The following is a 17,825-nucleotide window of genomic DNA, read 5'->3' on the forward strand; positions in this document are numbered from 1 at the left end:
TTCTTCTCATTTTTATACTCACTCGTTGTTCAGTTTTCAAAGATCAACTTCGTTTTCGTTCATCACCGCGTTTCAGCGGCGACTTAAATAATATAACACGTTGAGATTCGAATAGCAAGTCTTTTTTAAAAAAAGTTTTTGTTCCAGATCCTTACTATTCACTTTCCGGATTGCCTCCCCGTCCCGCAACAAATCTATCGGGCTTAACAGGGACATCTAATATATCATAATCTTTGTGTCAGCTCAAGCAATATCTCCTCGATAATTGCCGGGAAATTACGGAAGCCAAAAAGGAAAGAGCGAGGGCTAACCATCTCCCTCGCTCCGATCAACCTATTCGTTAATCCATGGATTTCGGCGCCGTTCTTTTTTTGCGGCAGTTTCCCCGCTCGATTTGCCTGACTTTTTCCGGCTTTGCTTAACATCAGGGCTGCCTGAGATTTTCACGTTCTTTTTGGATGAAGTACGAGACTTTGATTTTGCGATCCCCGGTTCATCCGCCAGTGCCTCTCCTCCTGTCGATTCCGATGCTTGCGCCACGCGACCAAGCGAACCTTTCATGTTTTCCAGTCCGCCGACTTCGCCTTTTAAGGGTTCATTGGCAACCGGAGCTTGATTTAGAGGGCCGGCATAAGCCATCGGATACCCCGGCATCGAAGGAACGGAATGGGCGACTGGATATGCGGCAGATGGATAACCTGGAACCGGAGGACCAAAACTAGGCATGGAGCCAGTACCATACTGCCAATCCATTACCTGTGGGTATGGAGTATTGCCGTAAGTTTCGGGTGACAGGTACTGCGGTTGGTTCCCATAGGGCTGGATGCCGGCGTTCGGCATATTTTCTCCATAATGGCTGACCCCGCCCAAATTGGGAATCTGGGAAACGGGGGCGTTAGCGTTCGAAATGCCCGGGTATTCACCGGAAGCAGGCGATAACGCCGTCGGTCCCATTTGCGGATACTGCGGATTATCGTAAAAAGCGGATACGGGTTCGGCTGGAACCTGATATTGAGCGAACGGGTGGTAACTTTCCGGCGATTGATAGGAATAAGGGGATGCTCCCGAGCACCCGCATGGGGACGGGGCGTAACCCATAGCCGGGAGTAGTGACGGAGGTTGCGGCACTGGAAGATTAGGATAAACCGGTTGGTGATGCATCGCCGGGTAAACATTCGGCTCGTTAGCGTAAGGACTCACTCCCGTGGGTTCGCCTTTCATCGGCTCGTTAGCGTAAGGGCTCACTCCCGTAGGTTCGCCTTTCATCGGCTCGTATGCGTATGGGCTCACTCCCGTAGGTTCGCCTTTCATCGGCTCGTTAGCGTAAGGACTCACCCCGGTTGGCTCGCCTTTCATCGGCTCGTATGCGTATGGGCTCACTCCTGTGGGCTCGCCTTTCATCGACTGGTAAGCGTAAGGGCTCACTCCTGTCGGTTCGCCTTTCATCGGCTGGTAAGCGTAAGGGCTCACTCCTGTCGGTTCGCCTTTCATCGGGCCGTTGGCGTAAGGACTTACCCCGGTTGGCTCCCCCTTCATCGGCTCGTATGCGTAAGGACTTACCCCCATCGGCTCCCCTTTCATCGGTTGGTAAGCGTAAGGGCTCACTCCCATCGGTTCGCCTTTCATTGGCTGGTAGGTGTAAGGACTGACTGCCGTCGGCCCGTAATTCGCGGGCTCGTAGTTCATCGGTTCATACTTTGCGGGCTCGTATTTTGGCGGTTCATAATGAATCGGCTGGAGCTTGGTGGATTCGTATTGAATTTGCTCCACTTCGATTTTGATGTCCATCGGTACCATTTTAGGAGGCTCCACATGAACCGGCTGTTGTTTCGGCGGCTCCACTTTGACCGGTTCCACTTTAACAGGCTCCTCTTTCGGCTTTGCCGCCTGAATCGGCTGAGCTTTTGGCGCTTCCTTCACGGGCTTCGGTGCCGTCATTTCCGGCTTTACGTTGGTAGGAGCCTTGGTTCCCGTCCCGGCGATCGGCGCTGTGTTTTTCTTTCCGGTCTGGGCAGGCGACAGCCCTGTGTTAGCCCCATGCGGATTAGCAGCACCGCCGGCAGCCCCCGAGCCCGAAGGAATGTTCACGATGTCTCCCACCTTCAACTGGTTCGGATCGTTTAATTGGGGGTTTGCCGCGATCAGGGACTGTAGCGGAAGCCCCCACGCTTTCGATAGCTTCCACAGCGTGTCTCCCTGTTTCACGACATGCTTGTAAGTATTCCCCGGCTCCCCGCCAATCGGCACGGCAACGGCAGGGATCTTCACCTTGTCGCCAACGTTCAGCTTATCCGGATTCGCAATCTGCGGGTTGGCTTCGATCAATTTCTGCAGAGGCACGTTATACTTTTTTGAGAGTTCAAACAAAGTATCGCCATTTTTCACAATATGAATTTTCACGCGTTAAAGACCTCCTAGGTTTCTTCTCCGGTACGTGATGATCGCCCGGGGCCCATTTATTACATCCTATGCAGAAGCCCGGTTTTTGACATCCAGGAAAAAGAAAAAATCCTATCTCCCTCTCTTGGAAAGGAAAATAGGATCGGTTGCTTAAGCGGTATTACCAGACCTTCAAACCGTCTTGATCGACGATCGAACGGAATTCCTCCAGCAGCTTCAGCGTGATCGGGCCGGCATGACCTTCCCCGATAATTCGCCCGTCGACTTCGCGCACGGCGATAACCTCTGCGGCGGTTCCCGTCAGGAACACCTCGTCCGCCACATACACGTCATGAAGCGTAAACGGCTGCTCCTGAATGCTGTAGCCTTTTTTGCGGCAAATCTCGATGATTGCTTGGCGGGTAATCCCGTCCAAAGCGCCCAAATAACAGGGAGGCGTCGTGATCATGCCGTTTTTGACGATGAAAATATTGTCGCCCGAGCCCTCCGTCACGTAGCCTTGCGCATTCAGCATGATTGCTTCGCCCGCGCCGGACAGGTTCGACTGGATTTTCACCAAAATATTGTTCAAATAATTCAGCGATTTGATCTTCGGATTCAATGCGTCCGGGATGTTGCGGCGCGTCGACACGGAGACGGTTTTCAGCCCGGTTTTATAGGCTTCCTCCGAGTAGATCGCCAGTTGTTCCACGATGATGACGACCGACGCTTTCGGGCAGCGGTTCGGGTCGAGGCCCAAGTTGCCGACTCCGCGAGAAACGACCAGACGAATGTAACCGTTGCGCAGTTCGTTGCGGCGCAGCGTTTCGACCAGTGCATCCTCCATCTCCTGGTAGGTCAGCGGAATGTTTAACATGATCGATTTGGCCGAATCGTACAGGCGATCCAAGTGCTCTTTGCACTTGAAAATATTTCCGTTATAAATGCGGATACCCTCAAAAATTCCGTCCCCGTACAAAAAACCGTGGTCGAATACGGAAACCTTTGCTTCTTCTTTTGTTACGTATTGTCCGTCTAAGTAAATCAATTGCTCTGCCATTACTTTGGCACCTCCGCTTTTTGTTCTCCAAACGATAAGCTGGGATAACTCCCCAGCACGCGTACTTGACATCCCAACGCTTCGATTTCGCCGATCGCCGAGCTTAGCAGAACGGAATCCAGCGACTCGAGCACATCCATGATGAAGTAATAATTCCCCAGTCTTTTCTTGGTTGGACGCGACTCGATGCGCGACAAATTCAGTTTACGCCAGGCAAACGCAGACAATACCTGATGCAAAGCCCCCGGGAAATCCTCCGGCAGCGTCACGAGCAGGCTCGTCTTGCTCTGCGTGGCGGCCTTCGTCTTCAGCATCAGCGGCTGCGGTCCGATCAATACGAACCGGGTATAGTTGTTATCATGATCCGTGACCTGCCTGGACAGAATATCCAGGCCATGGCGTTTCGCCCCCAGCGCGGTTCCGATGGCCGTCCACCCTTGCCCGGGATGATTTTTGACCAGTTCCACTGCTTCCGACGTACTGCCGGCATGCTCCAGCTCCGCTCCCGGCATCCGTGCGCGGATAAACTGCAGGCATTGGGCCATGGCCACCGGATGGGAGAGCACCTTCGTCACTTTTGAGTAATCGATTTCGTCCGGATTCGATGACGCAGCAAACTCCTCGCCCCGGCCGATCAGATTCTGAACGGAAGGATATACCCATTCGATTTGCATCGGGATGTCGACCTCATGGACAAGCCAATCCATATGCAAACTGACGGAGCCCTCGATCGTATTCTCCATGGGAATCACGCTGTAATCGCTTTTGCCGCTCGCCGTGGACAAAAACACGTCGGAAATCTGCTTGAAATGGAGCAATTCCACCGGTTCGTCCCCGAACAGGTGCAGCGCCGCTTCATGGGATACCGATCCCTCCGGCAGCAATGCTATTCGTTTCATGTCCTGACTTCCCCTTTGTAAAGTGGTTCAAAAAGTCATCTTTCGATCACGCAGTTATTGCGCAGTAGCGGATTCGGCGTCGAATGTTGAATTCAGCCGGGCCTTCCGTTGCTCACGTAGGTCACCCTACGCTCCGCTACTCTGTCCCTAGCTTCATTCAACCTTCTTGGTGCTCCAAACCTGACTTTTCGAACTTTCATTAGAACGGTGGTTCAAAAAGTCATCTTTCGATCGAAAACCCGGCTTTTTGAACTCACACTTTGAGTGTAATCCAAAAATGAATCTTCCTTATCCATAGTAAGCTCCATAACCCCAAATGTGCAAGGTTTCAGCCACATCGTCTGCGCGGAAATCCCGTGTTCCCCCAGAACCTCCAGGAGAAAGGCTTCAAGCTTCTTGCCGGAGGCATGGCGTCGATCCGCCAAGGCCAGCAGCGTCGGACCGGCTCCGCTCAATGCGGCGCCTAGCGCCCCATGCTGTGGCGCTTCCTCGAGAATCCGGGCCATCCCCGGGACCAGCGATGCCCGATAAGGCTGGTGCAGCCGATCGCGCATGGCGGCCGGGATCAAATCGAGCCGGCCTGCGGATAAAGCGGCGCTGAGCAAGGAAGTTCGGCTGACGTTATACACCGCATCCTGCAGACTGACCTGCCGCGGGAGCGCCTCGCGCGCCTTGGAGGTAGACAACTGGAAATCGGGAATGGCCACCAGTACTTCCAAATCGGCCGGAGGCTCGATCCGCAGCACATCCGCGTGGGAACCGTCCCAAACCGCCGTAATAATCCCGCCGAACAGGGAGGCCCCGACATTGTCCGGATGCCGCTCCAGCGCCGTCGCCATGTCGAACAGCTTGGCTTGGCTTAAGGGCTCGCCGATCAGCAAATTGGCGGCAAACAGCGCCCCGACGATCGCCGAAGCGCTGCTGCCAAGCCCGCGGGTCAAAGGAATATCCGAAACCATCGAGATTTCCAATTCGGGAACGGACACGCCGGCTTCCGCAAACACCGATTGCGCGACCTGATACACCAGATTGCTTTTATCGTCCGGCAGCCCCTTCATCTCCTCCCCATATAGGTGGAAGACGGTGGATTCGGCCGGTTTCATTTCGATCCAGGAGTACAGGGAAAGCGCCATGCCCAGCGTATCGAAGCCCGGTCCGAGATTCGCCGTGCTGGCCGGCACTTTCACCCGGACCCCTTCGCGGCGAATCATGCCCGTGCCCCTTGCAGCTTGGCGATCGCATCCATAACCGCCTCTTCCGTATCCTGCACGACGAGCGGCTTGCCGCCGATGCTCTTGATCGCGATGTTCGGATCCTTAAGGCCGTGTCCGGTCAAGACGCATACGACTGTTTCCCCGCCCTTGAAATAACCCTCGCGTTGCAGTTTGTATACCCCGGCGATCGAAGCCGCCGAAGCCGGTTCGGCAAAAATGCCTTCCCGTGCGGCGATCGTCCGGTATGCGGTCAGGATTTCCTCGTCCGTCACGTAATTGATTTGGCCGCCCGACTCCTCGGCAGCCGCGACGGCCGTCTTCCAGCTAGCCGGGTTGCCGATGCGGATGGCGGTCGCAACCGTCTCCGGCTCAAGGATCGGCTCGCCCTTCACGATAGCCATCGCGCCTTCGGCTTCAAAGCCGACCATCCGCGGGAGAGAGGACGATTTACCGCGCTCGTAATATTCCTTGAAACCTTTCCAATAAGCCGAGATGTTACCGGCGTTGCCGACCGGGATGGCCAGCACGTCCGGAGCTTTGCCTAATTGGTCGCACACCTCGAAAGCTGCCGTCTTTTGGCCTTCAATCCGGTACGGATTGACCGAGTTCACCAGCGTAATCGGATGTTTGGCGGTAATGTCGCGGACGATTTCCAGCGCCCGATCGAAGTTGCCTTCAATAGCGATCACTTTCGCGCCGTAAATCATTGCTTGAGCCAGTTTGCCCAAGGCGATGTTGTTGTTGGGGATCAGCACGATGCAGTCGATTCCCGCACGGGCCGCATAAGCCGCCGCCGCCGCCGAGGTGTTCCCCGTGGAGGCGCACATGATCGTCTTGCTGCCTTCCTCAACGGCTTTCGCCACGGCCATGACCATCCCGCGATCCTTGAACGAACCGGTTGGATTCAACCCTTCATATTTAAAATACAGGTCCAGCCCCAGCTCCTGCGACAGGTTCTCCGCCCGGACCAACGGGGTATTCCCCTCCTGTAAAGTCAGCTTCGGCGTCTTCTCGCCCACCGGCAAGTATTCTTGGTAAGTTTCCAGCAATCCGAGATATCTCATGAATTAGAACCCCTTTATCTAAAATGTTTGATCCCCTATCCTATCCCTAAATCTTACCCTTCAACCCGGTACACGCTTTTGATTCGATGAATGACGTCCAGCGATTCAAAGTGGGCCAATACCTTATCCATGCTGGCCTTGCTGGCGTTATGCGTCACGATCATAATCTCCGCGCCGGCCAAATTCGTGTTCGGCGATTGCACGACTGACTCCAGGCTGACCTCGTATTCGGCGAAGACTTGGGTGATTTGGGCCAATACGCCGGCTTTATCGTCCACATGGAGCAGCAGGAAGTTTTTAAAGGCGATTTGTTCATCGCTCTTCAACTTCTTCGGCTTATAAGGAACGATCGCTTTCAGGCCGTTGACCCCAAGCTTCAGGTTCTTGACGACCGCGACCAGGTCCGCCACGACGGAAGTAGCCGTCGGCATTTCCCCCGCGCCTGCTCCGTAGAACATCGTTTCGCCCACCGCTTCCCCGTAGACGTAAACGGCGTTGAACACCCCGTTCACCGCGGCGATAGGATGCGTGTTCCGAACCATCGTCGGCTGCACGGTGATGCTGAATTCGTCGTCCTGCCGTTCGGCAATGCCAAGCAGCTTCATTTCATAGCCAAGGCGTTTGGCGTATAAAATATCTTCTTTCGATACGGAGGAAATCCCCCGCACCTGCACATCGCCAAGCTCTACATTGGTGCGGAAGCCAAGCGTGCCCAGGATCGCCATTTTTCGAGCCGCATCCAGTCCTTCCACATCGGACGTCGGGTCCGACTCGGCATACCCGAGCTGCTGCGCTTCCTTCAGGACGTCCTCGTAGCCGGCTCCCTCCTGGCTCATTTTGCTTAATATATAATTGGTCGTCCCGTTGACGATCCCCATGATTTTCATGATCCGGTCGGAGGAAAATCCTTCGATCAGCGTGCGGATGATGGGAATGCCGCCGGCCACGCTTGCTTCATAGAATACGTCGCATTGATGCTCCATGGCTTTGGCCAACACTTCCGAGCCGTACAGCGCCATCAAATCCTTGTTGGCGGTGACGATGTGCTTGCCGCGCTCGAGCGCTTCCAGAATGTAGGTTTTGGTCAGCTCCACGCCGCCCATCACTTCGACGATCACATCGATCTCCGGATCGCGAATGACCTCCCACGGGTCCTCCGTCAATTTGCCGGGATCCACCTCGATATTGCGCGATTTCTCCAAATTCTTGACCGCAATCTTCTCGATCTGGATCGGCGAGCCGACCTGGCTGCTGAGATCCTCTTGATGCCCTTCCAAAATCCGAACGACGCCGGTTCCCACCGTGCCGAGTCCAAGCAGACCCACTTTCACAGGTTTCACTTCCGTCCCCTCCCGTTTCCCTATGGGGTATTCCCCATTTGCCTATTGTCCTACCCTTGCCCGACGATTTGGGTTCTGCGTACGCCGGTAATGCCCTGCAGCGACTGCAGCATCTCGTCCAGCTCTTCCGTCAGCCGCGAAGTTTCCACGGAGATGACGACATTCGCCTTGCCCTGCAAAGGGATGCTCTGATTAATGGTCAACACGTTCCCGCCGGAACTGGCAATCAGCGCAAGCACCTTTGACAAAATTCCCGAGCGATGCTCCAGATCAAAGGATACGGTCACGATACTCTCCCGTTCGATTTGATTCAATTGATGAATGCCGTCTTTGTATTTATAAAAAGCGCTCCGGCTCAACCCCACCTGAGCCACGGCTTCATGGACCGTTTTGGCGTCACCGGATGCCAGCAACTGCTTGACCTGGAGGGTCTTGACCACCGCTTCAGGCAAAATATCCTCGCGTACCAAATAATAATGTTCTTTCACAAAACGTCCTCTCCTTAGAGACCTTTGTTTTTGTATAGTGGACATTATAACGGAAAGCGGAAATTGTGGCAATGGTTTTATTCCATGCAATAACAAGAAAAAGCACCCATAGGTGCTCTCTTGTATTAGTAGTAATAGCTGCTGCCTTCCACGAATTCGAACTCGAAATCGCCGATGCGGACCAGCGTACCGTCCTTGGCCCCCCGCTTGCGCAGCTCTTCGTCGACGCCCATATGGCGCAGCGTTCGCGCCAGCTTCAAGATCGCGTCATGGGAATTCAGCTGCATCCGCTTCATCATCCGCTCGATCTTCACGCTCTCGACGATAAACATTTCGTTTTCGCGTTTGATCGTGAAGCCTTCGTCTTCGGTTTGATCCAGCTTGTATATTTTGCGTTCCTGAAGCTCCGTCACTTCCTCGATCGCTGGGGCATCCGGAATTTGATCCAGCAGATCGGCTACGCGATAGAGCAGCTCCTGTATGCCTTGACGGGTCAAAGAAGAAATCGCCATGATCTCCAAATCCCCGCGCGCCTTGCCGACCTGCTTGCGGAACTTCTCCAGATTATCCGCCGATTCGGGCATATCCATCTTGTTGGCGGCGACGATTTGCGGGCGGTTCTCCAAATCCGCATTGTATTGTCTCAGCTCGTCGTTGATTTTTTGCCAGTCGTCAAACGGGTCCCGTCCCTCCGAACCGGCCATGTCCACGACGTGGATAATCAGCCGCGTCCGCTCGACGTGACGCAAAAACTCGTGGCCGAGGCCGACCCCTTCATGGGCCCCTTCGATCAAACCGGGCAAATCGGCCATCACGAAACTACGCCCTTCCCCCACTTCCACCACTCCGAGATTCGGGGTGATGGTCGTAAAATGATAGGCGCCGATCTTCGGTTTCGCTGCCGATACGACCGACAACAAGGTCGATTTCCCCACGCTTGGAAAACCCACCAGCCCGACATCGGCCATCACCTTCAGTTCCAGCACGACCCAACGCTCCTGGCCCTCTTCCCCATGCTCGGCCAGCTCAGGCGCCGGGTTCGTCGGCGTGGCAAACCGGATATTGCCGCGTCCGCCGCGTCCGCCGCGAGCGACTACGATCTGCTGTCCATGACGCGTTAAATCGGCCAATATCTCCTGCGTATCGTCGTCGATGACGACCGTGCCCGGAGGCACCCGGACGATCATATTCTCCGCGTTCGCTCCATGCTGGCTTTTGTTGCGCCCCTTTTCGCCGCGCTGGGCCTTAAAATGCCGCTGGTACCGAAAATCCATCAGCGTCCTTAGACCTTCGTCCACGCGGAAAATCACGTCCCCGCCTTTGCCGCCGTCACCGCCGGCCGGACCGCCTTCCGGCACGTACTTCTCGCGCCGAAAAGATACGATGCCGTCGCCGCCGTCGCCCCCTTTGACATAAATTTTCGCTTTATCTACAAACATGCATTCACCTCATTTATATTTGCGCAAGACATCCGAAGCCTTAACGAGCTACGTTCCTCATCGAGTCGATCGGCCCGAATCCGTTTTCCCTCGATCCACTCTTGGATATGGCGTCCGAGCGCGTCCCGGTTTCCCCCCGTGCCCATCTGTTCAAAGCGGACCATCACTTCGTCGCCTTCGCGATACATCGACATCTTGAGCTGCAAGGTCTCTCCCCAGGAGGATCGCCCGGTGTATTGATAAGCTCGTACCGTTTCGATGATCGCATCCGTCAGTTCTTCTGCATCATCGGGCATCAGCAAGCCGCCCAGCTGCAGTTCATCCTCAATGTCGATTTCGAGCATCACCGAACCGTTGACCTCGCGGAACGACTGCAAATAAAAGACCAGGGACGGAATGCCTAGCCTGGAAATTTTGCTTTCCACGGCCATTCGTGCTTTTATTCTTTCCACGCAGTCGGCCAGTTTATCAATTTTTCGCAACTGGATATATCCGTACAATATCTGCAGGTCATTCATCCAATCGTGCCGGTGATGGCCCAACGTCGCCGAGGCCGTCCTTTGGACCGATTCCAGCAAATGCTTCCGCTCGGCGGCTTCCTTCTTCCGGATATGCCGAACATAAGCCCAAAACAGGATGAATAGGGCCGCGTTTAAGATAACATGTCCTATCGGCGATTTCAGGAAATAATTAAGAGCCAGGCAAACGGCCGCAAACAGCACGAACATCGCCCGGACCATGAACCGATGTTTCATATTTTCCCCGTTCCTCTAACAGATTGGGTGGGCATCCACCCTGACATCATTACCCAGTATAACATAAACCTTTCTGAATATCGCTCTTGTTATGTAATGAAAAAAAGATAAGCCCTGGCACCAAAGTGCCAGGGCTTTGCATTCAGCTCTTAAGCTTCGACTGCAGCCGCTACTGGAGCGGTTTCCACAGGGTAGACGCTCACTTTTTTGCGATCGCGACCCCAACGTTCGAATTTCACGACGCCGTCGACTTTCGCGAACAGCGTGTCGTCGGAACCGATGCCTACGTTCGTGCCCGGGTGAATTTTCGTGCCGCGTTGGCGGACGAGAATGCTGCCGCCCGTAACGGTTTGGCCGTCAGCACGCTTTACGCCAAGGCGTTTCGCGATGCTGTCGCGTCCGTTTTTCGTGGAGCCTACGCCCTTCTTGGAAGCGAATAACTGGAGATCCAATTTCAACATTGTAGTCTACCTCCTTCTTCAAATAATGACGTCCTGTATCTGAATATACTTCCCGTATGATTCTTCGATACTCTTCAGCATAACGACTAGCGAAGCCAACAGCAGTTGTGCCTGTTGCCCGGCTTCCGGTTCAACCGCAGAAGGAAGATGCGCGCTCAAAAAGCCGTTCTTCATTCCGGAGTCCATCACGATGCCCGTCAACGACTCGATCGAGTTAACCGTACCTACGGTAACGGCCGAAACGCCTGCGCACACGATGTCCTCTCCAGCCTTGGCATAACCTGCATGACCATCCACTTCAAAGCCCGCGATGCCATTATCCTTCCGGCGCAATATGGAGACGATAATCAAATTACCGCACCTTCTTACGCTTGGATTTTCTCGATCGTTACTTTCGTGTAAGGTTGACGATGACCTTGCTTTTTGTGGTAGTTCTTTTTCGGTTTGTATTTGTAGACGATCACTTTTTGGCCTTTGCCGTGTTTTTCGACTTTCGCCGTCACACTTGCGCCGGATACCAATGGAGCTCCCGTTACCAATCCTTCACCTTTGGATACCGCCAACACACGGTCGAACGTTACGCTTGCACCGTCTTCTGCGTTCAGTTTCTCGATGTAAAGAACATCGCCTTCTTGAACGCGGTATTGTTTACCGCCGGTTTCGATAATTGCGTACATTTGCTTGCACCTCCTCATGTCTCAGACTCGCCTGATTCAGGTGCACCCTGCCGTAAAGAGGATGTCTTGTCGACCCGATCGGAGCGGTTACAGCATGTGCACAAGCTGACTTATGACACATACCCTAATATACTATCATGGAACCTGCGGAAAATCAACTCATAACCGTGTTCTCTTCCCGCATTCTTTTGCGCGTCATTTCGAGCAGCCCCAGCTTCGTCCACCCCAATATGTGATGCTGCGTTCGGTCGCCGTACATCGACTGCTCCAACCGCTCGCAAACCGCCGCCCGTTGATCGTCGCTGGCCATATCGATAAAATCGACGATAATAATGCCGCCGGTGTCCCTTAACCGGATCAGACGGGCCATTTCCTGCGCGGCCTCCAGATTCGTCCGGAATACGGTATCCTCCAAATTATCCCCGCCGGTAAACTTCCCGGTATTTACATCGATCACGGTCAGCGCTTCGGTCGTATCCCAGACCAGATAGCCGCCGCCCGGAAGCCAGATTTTCCGTTGAAAATCCTTCTCCAGCTGCGGTTTTACGTTATAATATTCGAACAGCGGAACCTCGCCGTCATATACGACCACGCGCGGCGACTCCCCCGGCAGCATGCCTTGCAAAAAAGCCAACGCTTCCTCCGCCTGCTCCGGACAATCCATGATCAGCTCGTCCGTCTCCGGGCTGTAGACATCCCGCATCAACCGCTGCGTCATGCTCAGGTCCCGATGCAGAACGACCGGCGCATCCGCTTGCTTCGCCATATCCGATATGGCTTGCCATTGCTTTCGCAGCAGAGTCAAGTCCTCGCCGATCGCGTTGCCGTCTTCGTCCTCCGCAACCGTACGCAGAATCAAGCCTTCCTCTTCCGTGCGAAGCTCATCGCCTACCGTCTTCAGGCGAAGTCTTTCCTCCTCGCGGCCAATCTTCTTCGATACGGCTACATAACCGGCCGTCGGCATATACACGATCCAACGTCCCGGAAGCGAGTAATGGGTCGTAACCCTGGCGCCTTTATTGCCGATCGCCTCCTTCACCACCTGTACGACCAGCTCTTGGCCCGGCCTCAGCAGCTCCGAAATCGACGGCTTTTGCTTCGGCTGTTTTTCCAAATGAGGGTGCAGCACGTCATCGATATAAAGAAACGCGTTCTTTTTTTGCCCGATATCCACAAAAGCGGCTTGCATGCCGGGAATGACATTCACGATTTTTCCTTTGATAAAGCTGCCTACCAGTCCTCTGTTCTGAGAATGCTCCGCCGCATACTCCACCATTTTGCCGTCTTCAAGAAGCGCCATTTCGGTAGAGCCGGATCCGCAGTGAACAATCATCCTTTTCATGATCTCACCCTTCTTATGACTATAGAATCCATAATTTTCAGCGGAGCTGAACAATTCTATAATCGTGGGGAAAAACTACCGCTTATGCGATCCGTCTTTCTATTAATGTAAGTTGATAGACGATATTCCTTGCATTCTATCAGAAACATGCCCGTTATATTATAACACGACTTCGGCCCTTCAAGCTCCGGGACTCCCCTGTAAGAAAGAGGAAATCACCCGTTGCTCCGGTACGACCGCCACGATGTTCCCCTGATGGTTCATCACATAAATGAAATGGTACTTTTCCCTTTTAAATAGACGCAAAATATGATCCAAAGGTTTCGTTTTCTCGGCAATGATCGGTTGGGCCAAAGTCCCGTTCAAGAGATGCCTGGAGAAGCTGCGGTCCCGGTTGACCAAGAAACGCAGGAAGCGGTAAGGAATATTTCGATAGTCCATCGAATTGGAGTACAGCAAAAAAACGCCGATCAGCAGCAGGTTGAACTGCAAACCGCTCGTTTCCAGCAGCAACGGCAGCAGCGAGTAGACGATCAGCAAGGCGCTGAATAACAGGCTGATGCGATGCGACCAGACCAATGTGGCGTAGTAAGGCAGCAGGAGGCTGCACAAGGCCTGACTGATTTTCCCGCCGTCCAGCGGCAAGATGGGCAGCAGGTTAAACAAGGCGATCAACAGGTTGCTTTGAATAAAATAGTCCAGAAACGGACCGTCCCATAAACGGGCGGCATGCAGCGCCAAGGAGGCTCCGATCATCAGGACGTTTTGCAAAGGCCCCGCCAGGGCAATGGCCATTTCCCGTCCGGCCGTTAAATGGCCCGTATCCTCCATGACCGCAACGCCACCAAACGGCAGCAACTGCACGGATAACACCGTAATCCCGAACAGGCGGGCCGCAACGACGTGGCCCAGCTCGTGGATGAACACGATCGCGAACAAAGCGAGCAATTCCAGGAAATGACCGGTTAGCACCGATGTTAACATGATGATGACGAACAAAGGGTGAAAAGATATCTTGATGCCGCCCCATCTAATCAAACGGAATCACATCCGCCGGATCGATGTACCGGTCATCTTTTTTGATGGCGAAATACAGCGTTGGGAGCGGCGATCGCGTCCCGGCGGGAAGGCTTCCCAGAACATCGCCCCCTTCCAGCCAATCCCCTTTTTCCACGGAGATCTGTTCCAGATGGCCATAAACCGAGATATACCCGTCGGCATGCTGTACCGTTACCGTCTTCCCGGTGATAGCATCATTCGCAACGATTAGCACTCGTCCGGTTTCGATGCTCTTTACCTGCACGTTGCCGCCGGCGGGCTGCGCGACCGGAATAATCTCGACCCCCTTCAGGCTAAGGGCAAACGGCCCGGCCAGGCTGCCGCTCACCGGCAAGGCAAAGCTGCCGGCCGCTCCCACCTTCAACCCGTTATCCTCATGCGTATTAAATATCGGAATAAACGACGGGGCCCCGCCGAAATGACGTACATACCAAGCTTCCACCGACTGAAAATCCATTTCTTCAGTCAGCGATTGCGCGACGAACGCGCGAATCGGCGTCGACCAGGACGGCTCATATCGGTTCATCCCCCAGATCCCCAGGAACAGCAGGGCGCAGATGACCAGACGGGCAAACATCGAGGTCCAAAAGGAGGAGCGTTTTCTCGGCCCAAAGACCGGCTCCTCCGAACCGCCGCCATACGCACTCTCGTACGGATTCTGCCAGCGGCCTTGTCCACGCTTCCAGAGCAGCTCGGGATCGGGGTCGGCGACGTCCACGCTCTCGACTTTGGAAACCCTGTTCTTTTCCCTCAGGGGGGCCTGTACCTTCCCGGGCACGGATTCCCAGCCCCGCTCCGCCGGCAGCGGACCCACCGCGTCTTCCATCGTCAGCTGCCGGATTCGTTCCGCTCTCCGTTTTTTTACATTCGATTTCACGTCCATGCTCTGATCCCTCCGGTCCGATCCACGGTTTGTCCTTCGTTCCTCACAAATCATATCCGTTCCCGCCGCAGCCCTTTTCCCTCGTTCCGGGCCTGTACTTATACTTATGAGCCGCAAGCGCGGAATATGAACAAGCCCGAGCAGCGCATGAAGCGAATCCTGACGCAGTCTTCTCGGGTACCCGCGCGCGGCGAGTCGGTCAGCATTTGACGTAAACTATATGGTCTGGGTCCCCTTGTGTTGGTGCACCCTGTAGTGCGTCTCTGTCGCTTTCTCTGTCTCCGTCCGCGTCTCCGCCCCTCTGACGAATATAACTCTCCTCGCTCGAAGCTAAAATAGCGGTAAATTAGGTCGCTATTCCTGCCACTTTGCTCAAAATCCGCTGAATAGCGGTATTTTATGGCCTTATTGGAAAACTCCAACCCAAAAAGGCACTTCATTTGCCCATTCTCCCAAAATAGCGCCAAAAAAGGGCCCTATTCCGCCCTAACTTCCTGAATTGGCAAGAATAACGCCCCTTTTTTCCTCTATTTCGTGACGGAACAATTTACGCCCGCCACCTGCATTGGCTTAAGCCGTACCGTGTCTCTGGACCGGTTCCCCTCTCCCACGGCAAAAAGCTACGGCACTTTAATCCGGGCGACATCCCCCGCCCAACTCTCCTCTGCCCTCCCCCAACCGACCGCCTACCCAGCGCAGGGTCTGGTTATCTTGCTCTTCTGTCGCGAGACGGGCAAACGTCATCTACTGTGGTGCTCAGTAACGGAGAGGAAGTTTGGAACAAAAAAACCGATGCCCCTGGCACCGGTTTGTTCTCAGTCCACCTTATATTTTTCCTGATGCAGCATAATGCTGAACACCAGTCCGATACATAACATATTGATCAGCAGCGACGTTCCCCCATAGCTGATAAACGGCAGCGTAATGCCGGTAATCGGCATCAGCCCGATCATCATGCCGACGTTTTCGAAAATCTGGAACAGGAACATCGCCACGATCCCGACGATGACGTAGGCCCCTCGTTTATCGATGCAATGCAGGGCGATCAGGATCATCCTGTAGATGAACAGAAAATATAACAGCAGCAGCAGCGAGGCGCCGACGAATCCAAACTCCTCTCCTACCACGACAAAAATCGAATCCGAATAAGGATAAGGCACGAACTTCTTATTTTTCAAGTCGCCCTTCATGTATCCGTCCCCGAGCAGTCCGCCCGAACCAATGGCGATTTTGGCGTAGTTGGACTGGTGCCTATCGTCGCTTGAGGCTTGGTCCGGATTGATAAACGTGTTGATCCGCTGGTACCAATGGAGCTTCTGATGCTTCTCCAGATAATCCTGAATTTGCGTATTGTAGGCGTTGAACAGCGTCACGAACAAAATCAGCGCCGCCACCGCAGCCGTCAAAGCGATCAGGACATGGCTGTATCTCGCGTTGCCGATCCACAGCATCCCGACCAGAACCACGAGATAGATGATGGCATTCCCCAGGTCGGGTTGGATGATCACCAAAAAAAACGGCAGCATGGTCACCAGGGCAATCGGGATGATGTCGCGCCGGAATTGCAGAGGCTGCCCCTGCTTTTTGCCCAGAAGATATGCCGTCGTTACGATCAAGATGACCTTGACCAGCTCAGCCGGCTGAAACTGCAAGCCTCCGATGCGGAACCAGCTACGGGCCCCGTTGATTTCGGGAGCAAGCAGATAAACCAGCACCAGCAGCACGCAACCCGCCCCGTAAAAATACCAGCTGTACCGAAGCAAGGTGCGGTAATCGACCAACGCCACGCCGAAAACCACGAAAAATCCCAAAATGTAAAAAATCGCCGTTTTGAGATCATACCCTTGGAATTGCGTCTCATACGGAGCAATGGCACTGCGTACCAAGAGGGTACTCAGCAGCATAAACAAGGCGAGGACGCCCACCATGAGCCAGTCCAATTTTTTCAGTTTAAAAAACAACGCTTATCCACCCATTCCGAAAAACTTCTTGAAGCGCGTAAATACGCCTTTCTTCTGATCCAACAGCATCAGGGGCACGGTGTCCCCCAAAATCCGGCGAGCAATGTTGCGATAAGCGATCGCGGCCGAGGAATCGGGATTCATGACCGTCGGTTCGCCGCTGTTGGCGGCTTTGATGACCAGCTCATCGTCCGGCACGATACCGATCAGATCGATGTTCAGCACCTGCAGGATTCCTTCGATATCCAGCATATCCCCGGCTTTCATCATGTTGATTTTGATCCGGTTCACCACGAGCTTGGGCGAGGCGATATGCGAGTTCTCCAAAAGCCCGATGATCCGGTCCGCGTCGCGGACGGCGGCATGCTCCGGCGTAGTCACGACGATCGCCTGGTCCGCGCCGGCTATCGCATTCTTGAAGCCTTGTTCGATCCCGGCCGGACAGTCGATAATCACGTATTCGAATTCCTTCTTGAGCTCCAGCACGATGTCCTTCACCTGCTCGGGCGAAATGGAGTTTTTGTCTTTCGTTTGCGCAGCAGGCAGCATGTAAAGCTCATCGAACCGTTTATCCTTCACCAAAGCCTGGTTCAATCGGCAGCGGCCTTCGGCTACGTCAATCAAATCATAGATAATCCGATTTTCCAGCCCCATGACCACGTCCAGATTGCGCAAGCCGATATCCGTATCGACCATGCAGACCTTTTTGCCCAACAGGGCGAGCGCCGTGCCGATATTGGCCGAGGTGGTCGTTTTGCCGACACCGCCCTTACCGGACGTAACTACGATAGCTTCTCCCATGAT

17 protein-coding genes and 1 other annotated feature are annotated in these 17,825 nt (G+C 54.2%); all 17 genes read right to left on the bottom strand.

What is annotated here, in order from left to right; translation table 11 throughout:
- Positions 1–333: 333 nt before the first annotated feature.
- Positions 334–2,400, bottom strand: a complete 2,067-nt coding sequence (locus tag ACQ4N8_RS22235; protein ID WP_430706536.1) for a LysM peptidoglycan-binding domain-containing protein — start codon at positions 2,398–2,400, stop codon at positions 334–336.
- Between the two features lie 160 nt (positions 2,401–2,560).
- Positions 2,561–3,439, bottom strand: coding sequence for a branched-chain-amino-acid transaminase (gene ilvE / locus ACQ4N8_RS22240; RefSeq protein ID WP_430706537.1), 879 nt, complete (start codon positions 3,437–3,439; stop codon positions 2,561–2,563).
- Entirely contained in the window at positions 3,439–4,338 is a 900-nt protein-coding gene (pheA, locus tag ACQ4N8_RS22245; RefSeq protein ID WP_430706538.1) for a prephenate dehydratase, read from the bottom strand. The genes ilvE and pheA overlap by 1 nt, the downstream gene beginning before the upstream one ends.
- 212 nt (positions 4,339–4,550) lie before the next feature.
- The gene (gene thrB / locus ACQ4N8_RS22250; RefSeq protein WP_430706539.1) at positions 4,551–5,549 is read right to left on the bottom strand and encodes a homoserine kinase; all 999 of its coding nucleotides are present in this window, start codon (positions 5,547–5,549) and stop codon (positions 4,551–4,553) included.
- Positions 5,546–6,616 (bottom strand): threonine synthase, encoded by a 1,071-nt coding sequence (thrC, locus tag ACQ4N8_RS22255; RefSeq protein WP_430706540.1) that lies wholly within the window; start codon positions 6,614–6,616, stop codon positions 5,546–5,548. The genes thrB and thrC overlap by 4 nt, the downstream gene beginning before the upstream one ends.
- Positions 6,617–6,669: 53 nt before the next feature.
- Positions 6,670–7,956, bottom strand: a complete 1,287-nt coding sequence (locus ACQ4N8_RS22260) for a homoserine dehydrogenase (RefSeq protein WP_430706541.1) — start codon at positions 7,954–7,956, stop codon at positions 6,670–6,672.
- A gap of 50 nt (positions 7,957–8,006) precedes the next feature.
- A complete protein-coding gene (locus ACQ4N8_RS22265) occupies positions 8,007–8,444 on the bottom strand; it encodes an ACT domain-containing protein (RefSeq protein WP_430706542.1) in 438 nt (145 codons plus the stop codon).
- A 125-nt stretch (positions 8,445–8,569) separates the two neighbouring features.
- Complete coding sequence (gene obgE, locus ACQ4N8_RS22270) at positions 8,570–9,883, bottom strand: GTPase ObgE (RefSeq protein ID WP_430706543.1); 1,314 nt, start codon at positions 9,881–9,883, stop codon at positions 8,570–8,572.
- Complete coding sequence (locus tag ACQ4N8_RS22275) at positions 9,874–10,638, bottom strand: Spo0B domain-containing protein (RefSeq protein ID WP_430706544.1); 765 nt, start codon at positions 10,636–10,638, stop codon at positions 9,874–9,876. The genes obgE and ACQ4N8_RS22275 overlap by 10 nt, the downstream gene beginning before the upstream one ends.
- A 149-nt stretch (positions 10,639–10,787) precedes the next feature.
- Positions 10,788–11,099, bottom strand: coding sequence for a 50S ribosomal protein L27 (gene rpmA, locus ACQ4N8_RS22280; RefSeq protein ID WP_379321102.1), 312 nt, complete (start codon positions 11,097–11,099; stop codon positions 10,788–10,790).
- A gap of 18 nt (positions 11,100–11,117) precedes the next feature.
- Positions 11,118–11,450, bottom strand: a complete 333-nt coding sequence (locus ACQ4N8_RS22285) for a ribosomal-processing cysteine protease Prp (protein ID WP_430706545.1) — start codon at positions 11,448–11,450, stop codon at positions 11,118–11,120.
- Positions 11,451–11,464: 14 nt separating this feature from the next.
- Positions 11,465–11,776 carry a 50S ribosomal protein L21 gene (gene rplU, locus ACQ4N8_RS22290; RefSeq protein ID WP_059040908.1) on the bottom strand — a complete coding sequence of 104 codons (312 nt, stop codon included), beginning with the start codon at positions 11,774–11,776 and terminating at the stop codon, positions 11,465–11,467.
- Positions 11,777–11,789: 13 nt separating this feature from the next.
- Positions 11,790–11,875 (bottom strand) — a sequence feature (ribosomal protein L21 leader region).
- Between the two features lie 55 nt (positions 11,876–11,930).
- Positions 11,931–13,118 (bottom strand): Rne/Rng family ribonuclease, encoded by a 1,188-nt coding sequence (locus ACQ4N8_RS22295; RefSeq protein WP_430706546.1) that lies wholly within the window; start codon positions 13,116–13,118, stop codon positions 11,931–11,933.
- Between the two features lie 180 nt (positions 13,119–13,298).
- Positions 13,299–14,156, bottom strand: a complete 858-nt coding sequence (locus ACQ4N8_RS22300) for a M50 family metallopeptidase (protein WP_430706547.1) — start codon at positions 14,154–14,156, stop codon at positions 13,299–13,301.
- A complete protein-coding gene (locus ACQ4N8_RS22305) occupies positions 14,149–15,060 on the bottom strand; it encodes a peptidoglycan DD-metalloendopeptidase family protein (RefSeq protein ID WP_430706548.1) in 912 nt (303 codons plus the stop codon). The genes ACQ4N8_RS22300 and ACQ4N8_RS22305 overlap by 8 nt, the downstream gene beginning before the upstream one ends.
- 815 nt (positions 15,061–15,875) lie before the next feature.
- Positions 15,876–17,021, bottom strand: a complete 1,146-nt coding sequence (locus ACQ4N8_RS22310; protein ID WP_430706549.1) for an FtsW/RodA/SpoVE family cell cycle protein — start codon at positions 17,019–17,021, stop codon at positions 15,876–15,878.
- A gap of 3 nt (positions 17,022–17,024) precedes the next feature.
- Complete coding sequence (gene minD / locus ACQ4N8_RS22315) at positions 17,025–17,822, bottom strand: septum site-determining protein MinD (protein ID WP_430706550.1); 798 nt, start codon at positions 17,820–17,822, stop codon at positions 17,025–17,027.
- Positions 17,823–17,825 lie beyond the last annotated feature (3 nt).

The organism is Paenibacillus macerans (assembly GCF_050565405.1).
In the GTDB taxonomy this organism is placed as follows: Bacteria; Bacillota; Bacilli; order Paenibacillales; family Paenibacillaceae; genus Fontibacillus; species Fontibacillus macerans_B.

Excerpts from the sequence above, each read along its gene's own strand:
- pheA (WP_430706538.1), bottom strand. The coding sequence starts at position 4,338 with ATGAAACGAATAGCATTGCTGCCGGAGGGATCGGTATCCCATGAAGCG.
- minD (WP_430706550.1), bottom strand. The coding sequence starts at position 17,822 with ATGGGAGAAGCTATCGTAGTTACGTCCGGTAAGGGCGGTGTCGGCAAA.
- ACQ4N8_RS22275 (WP_430706544.1), bottom strand. The coding sequence starts at position 10,638 with ATGAAACATCGGTTCATGGTCCGGGCGATGTTCGTGCTGTTTGCGGCC.
- ilvE (WP_430706537.1), bottom strand. The coding sequence starts at position 3,439 with ATGGCAGAGCAATTGATTTACTTAGACGGACAATACGTAACAAAAGAA.
- rpmA (WP_379321102.1), bottom strand. The coding sequence starts at position 11,099 with ATGTTGAAATTGGATCTCCAGTTATTCGCTTCCAAGAAGGGCGTAGGC.
- obgE (WP_430706543.1), bottom strand. The coding sequence starts at position 9,883 with ATGTTTGTAGATAAAGCGAAAATTTATGTCAAAGGGGGCGACGGCGGC.
- rplU (WP_059040908.1), bottom strand. The coding sequence starts at position 11,776 with ATGTACGCAATTATCGAAACCGGCGGTAAACAATACCGCGTTCAAGAA.
- thrB (WP_430706539.1), bottom strand. The coding sequence starts at position 5,549 with ATGATTCGCCGCGAAGGGGTCCGGGTGAAAGTGCCGGCCAGCACGGCG.
- thrC (WP_430706540.1), bottom strand. The coding sequence starts at position 6,616 with ATGAGATATCTCGGATTGCTGGAAACTTACCAAGAATACTTGCCGGTG.
- ACQ4N8_RS22295 (WP_430706546.1), bottom strand. The coding sequence starts at position 13,118 with ATGAAAAGGATGATTGTTCACTGCGGATCCGGCTCTACCGAAATGGCG.
- ACQ4N8_RS22305 (WP_430706548.1), bottom strand. The coding sequence starts at position 15,060 with ATGGACGTGAAATCGAATGTAAAAAAACGGAGAGCGGAACGAATCCGG.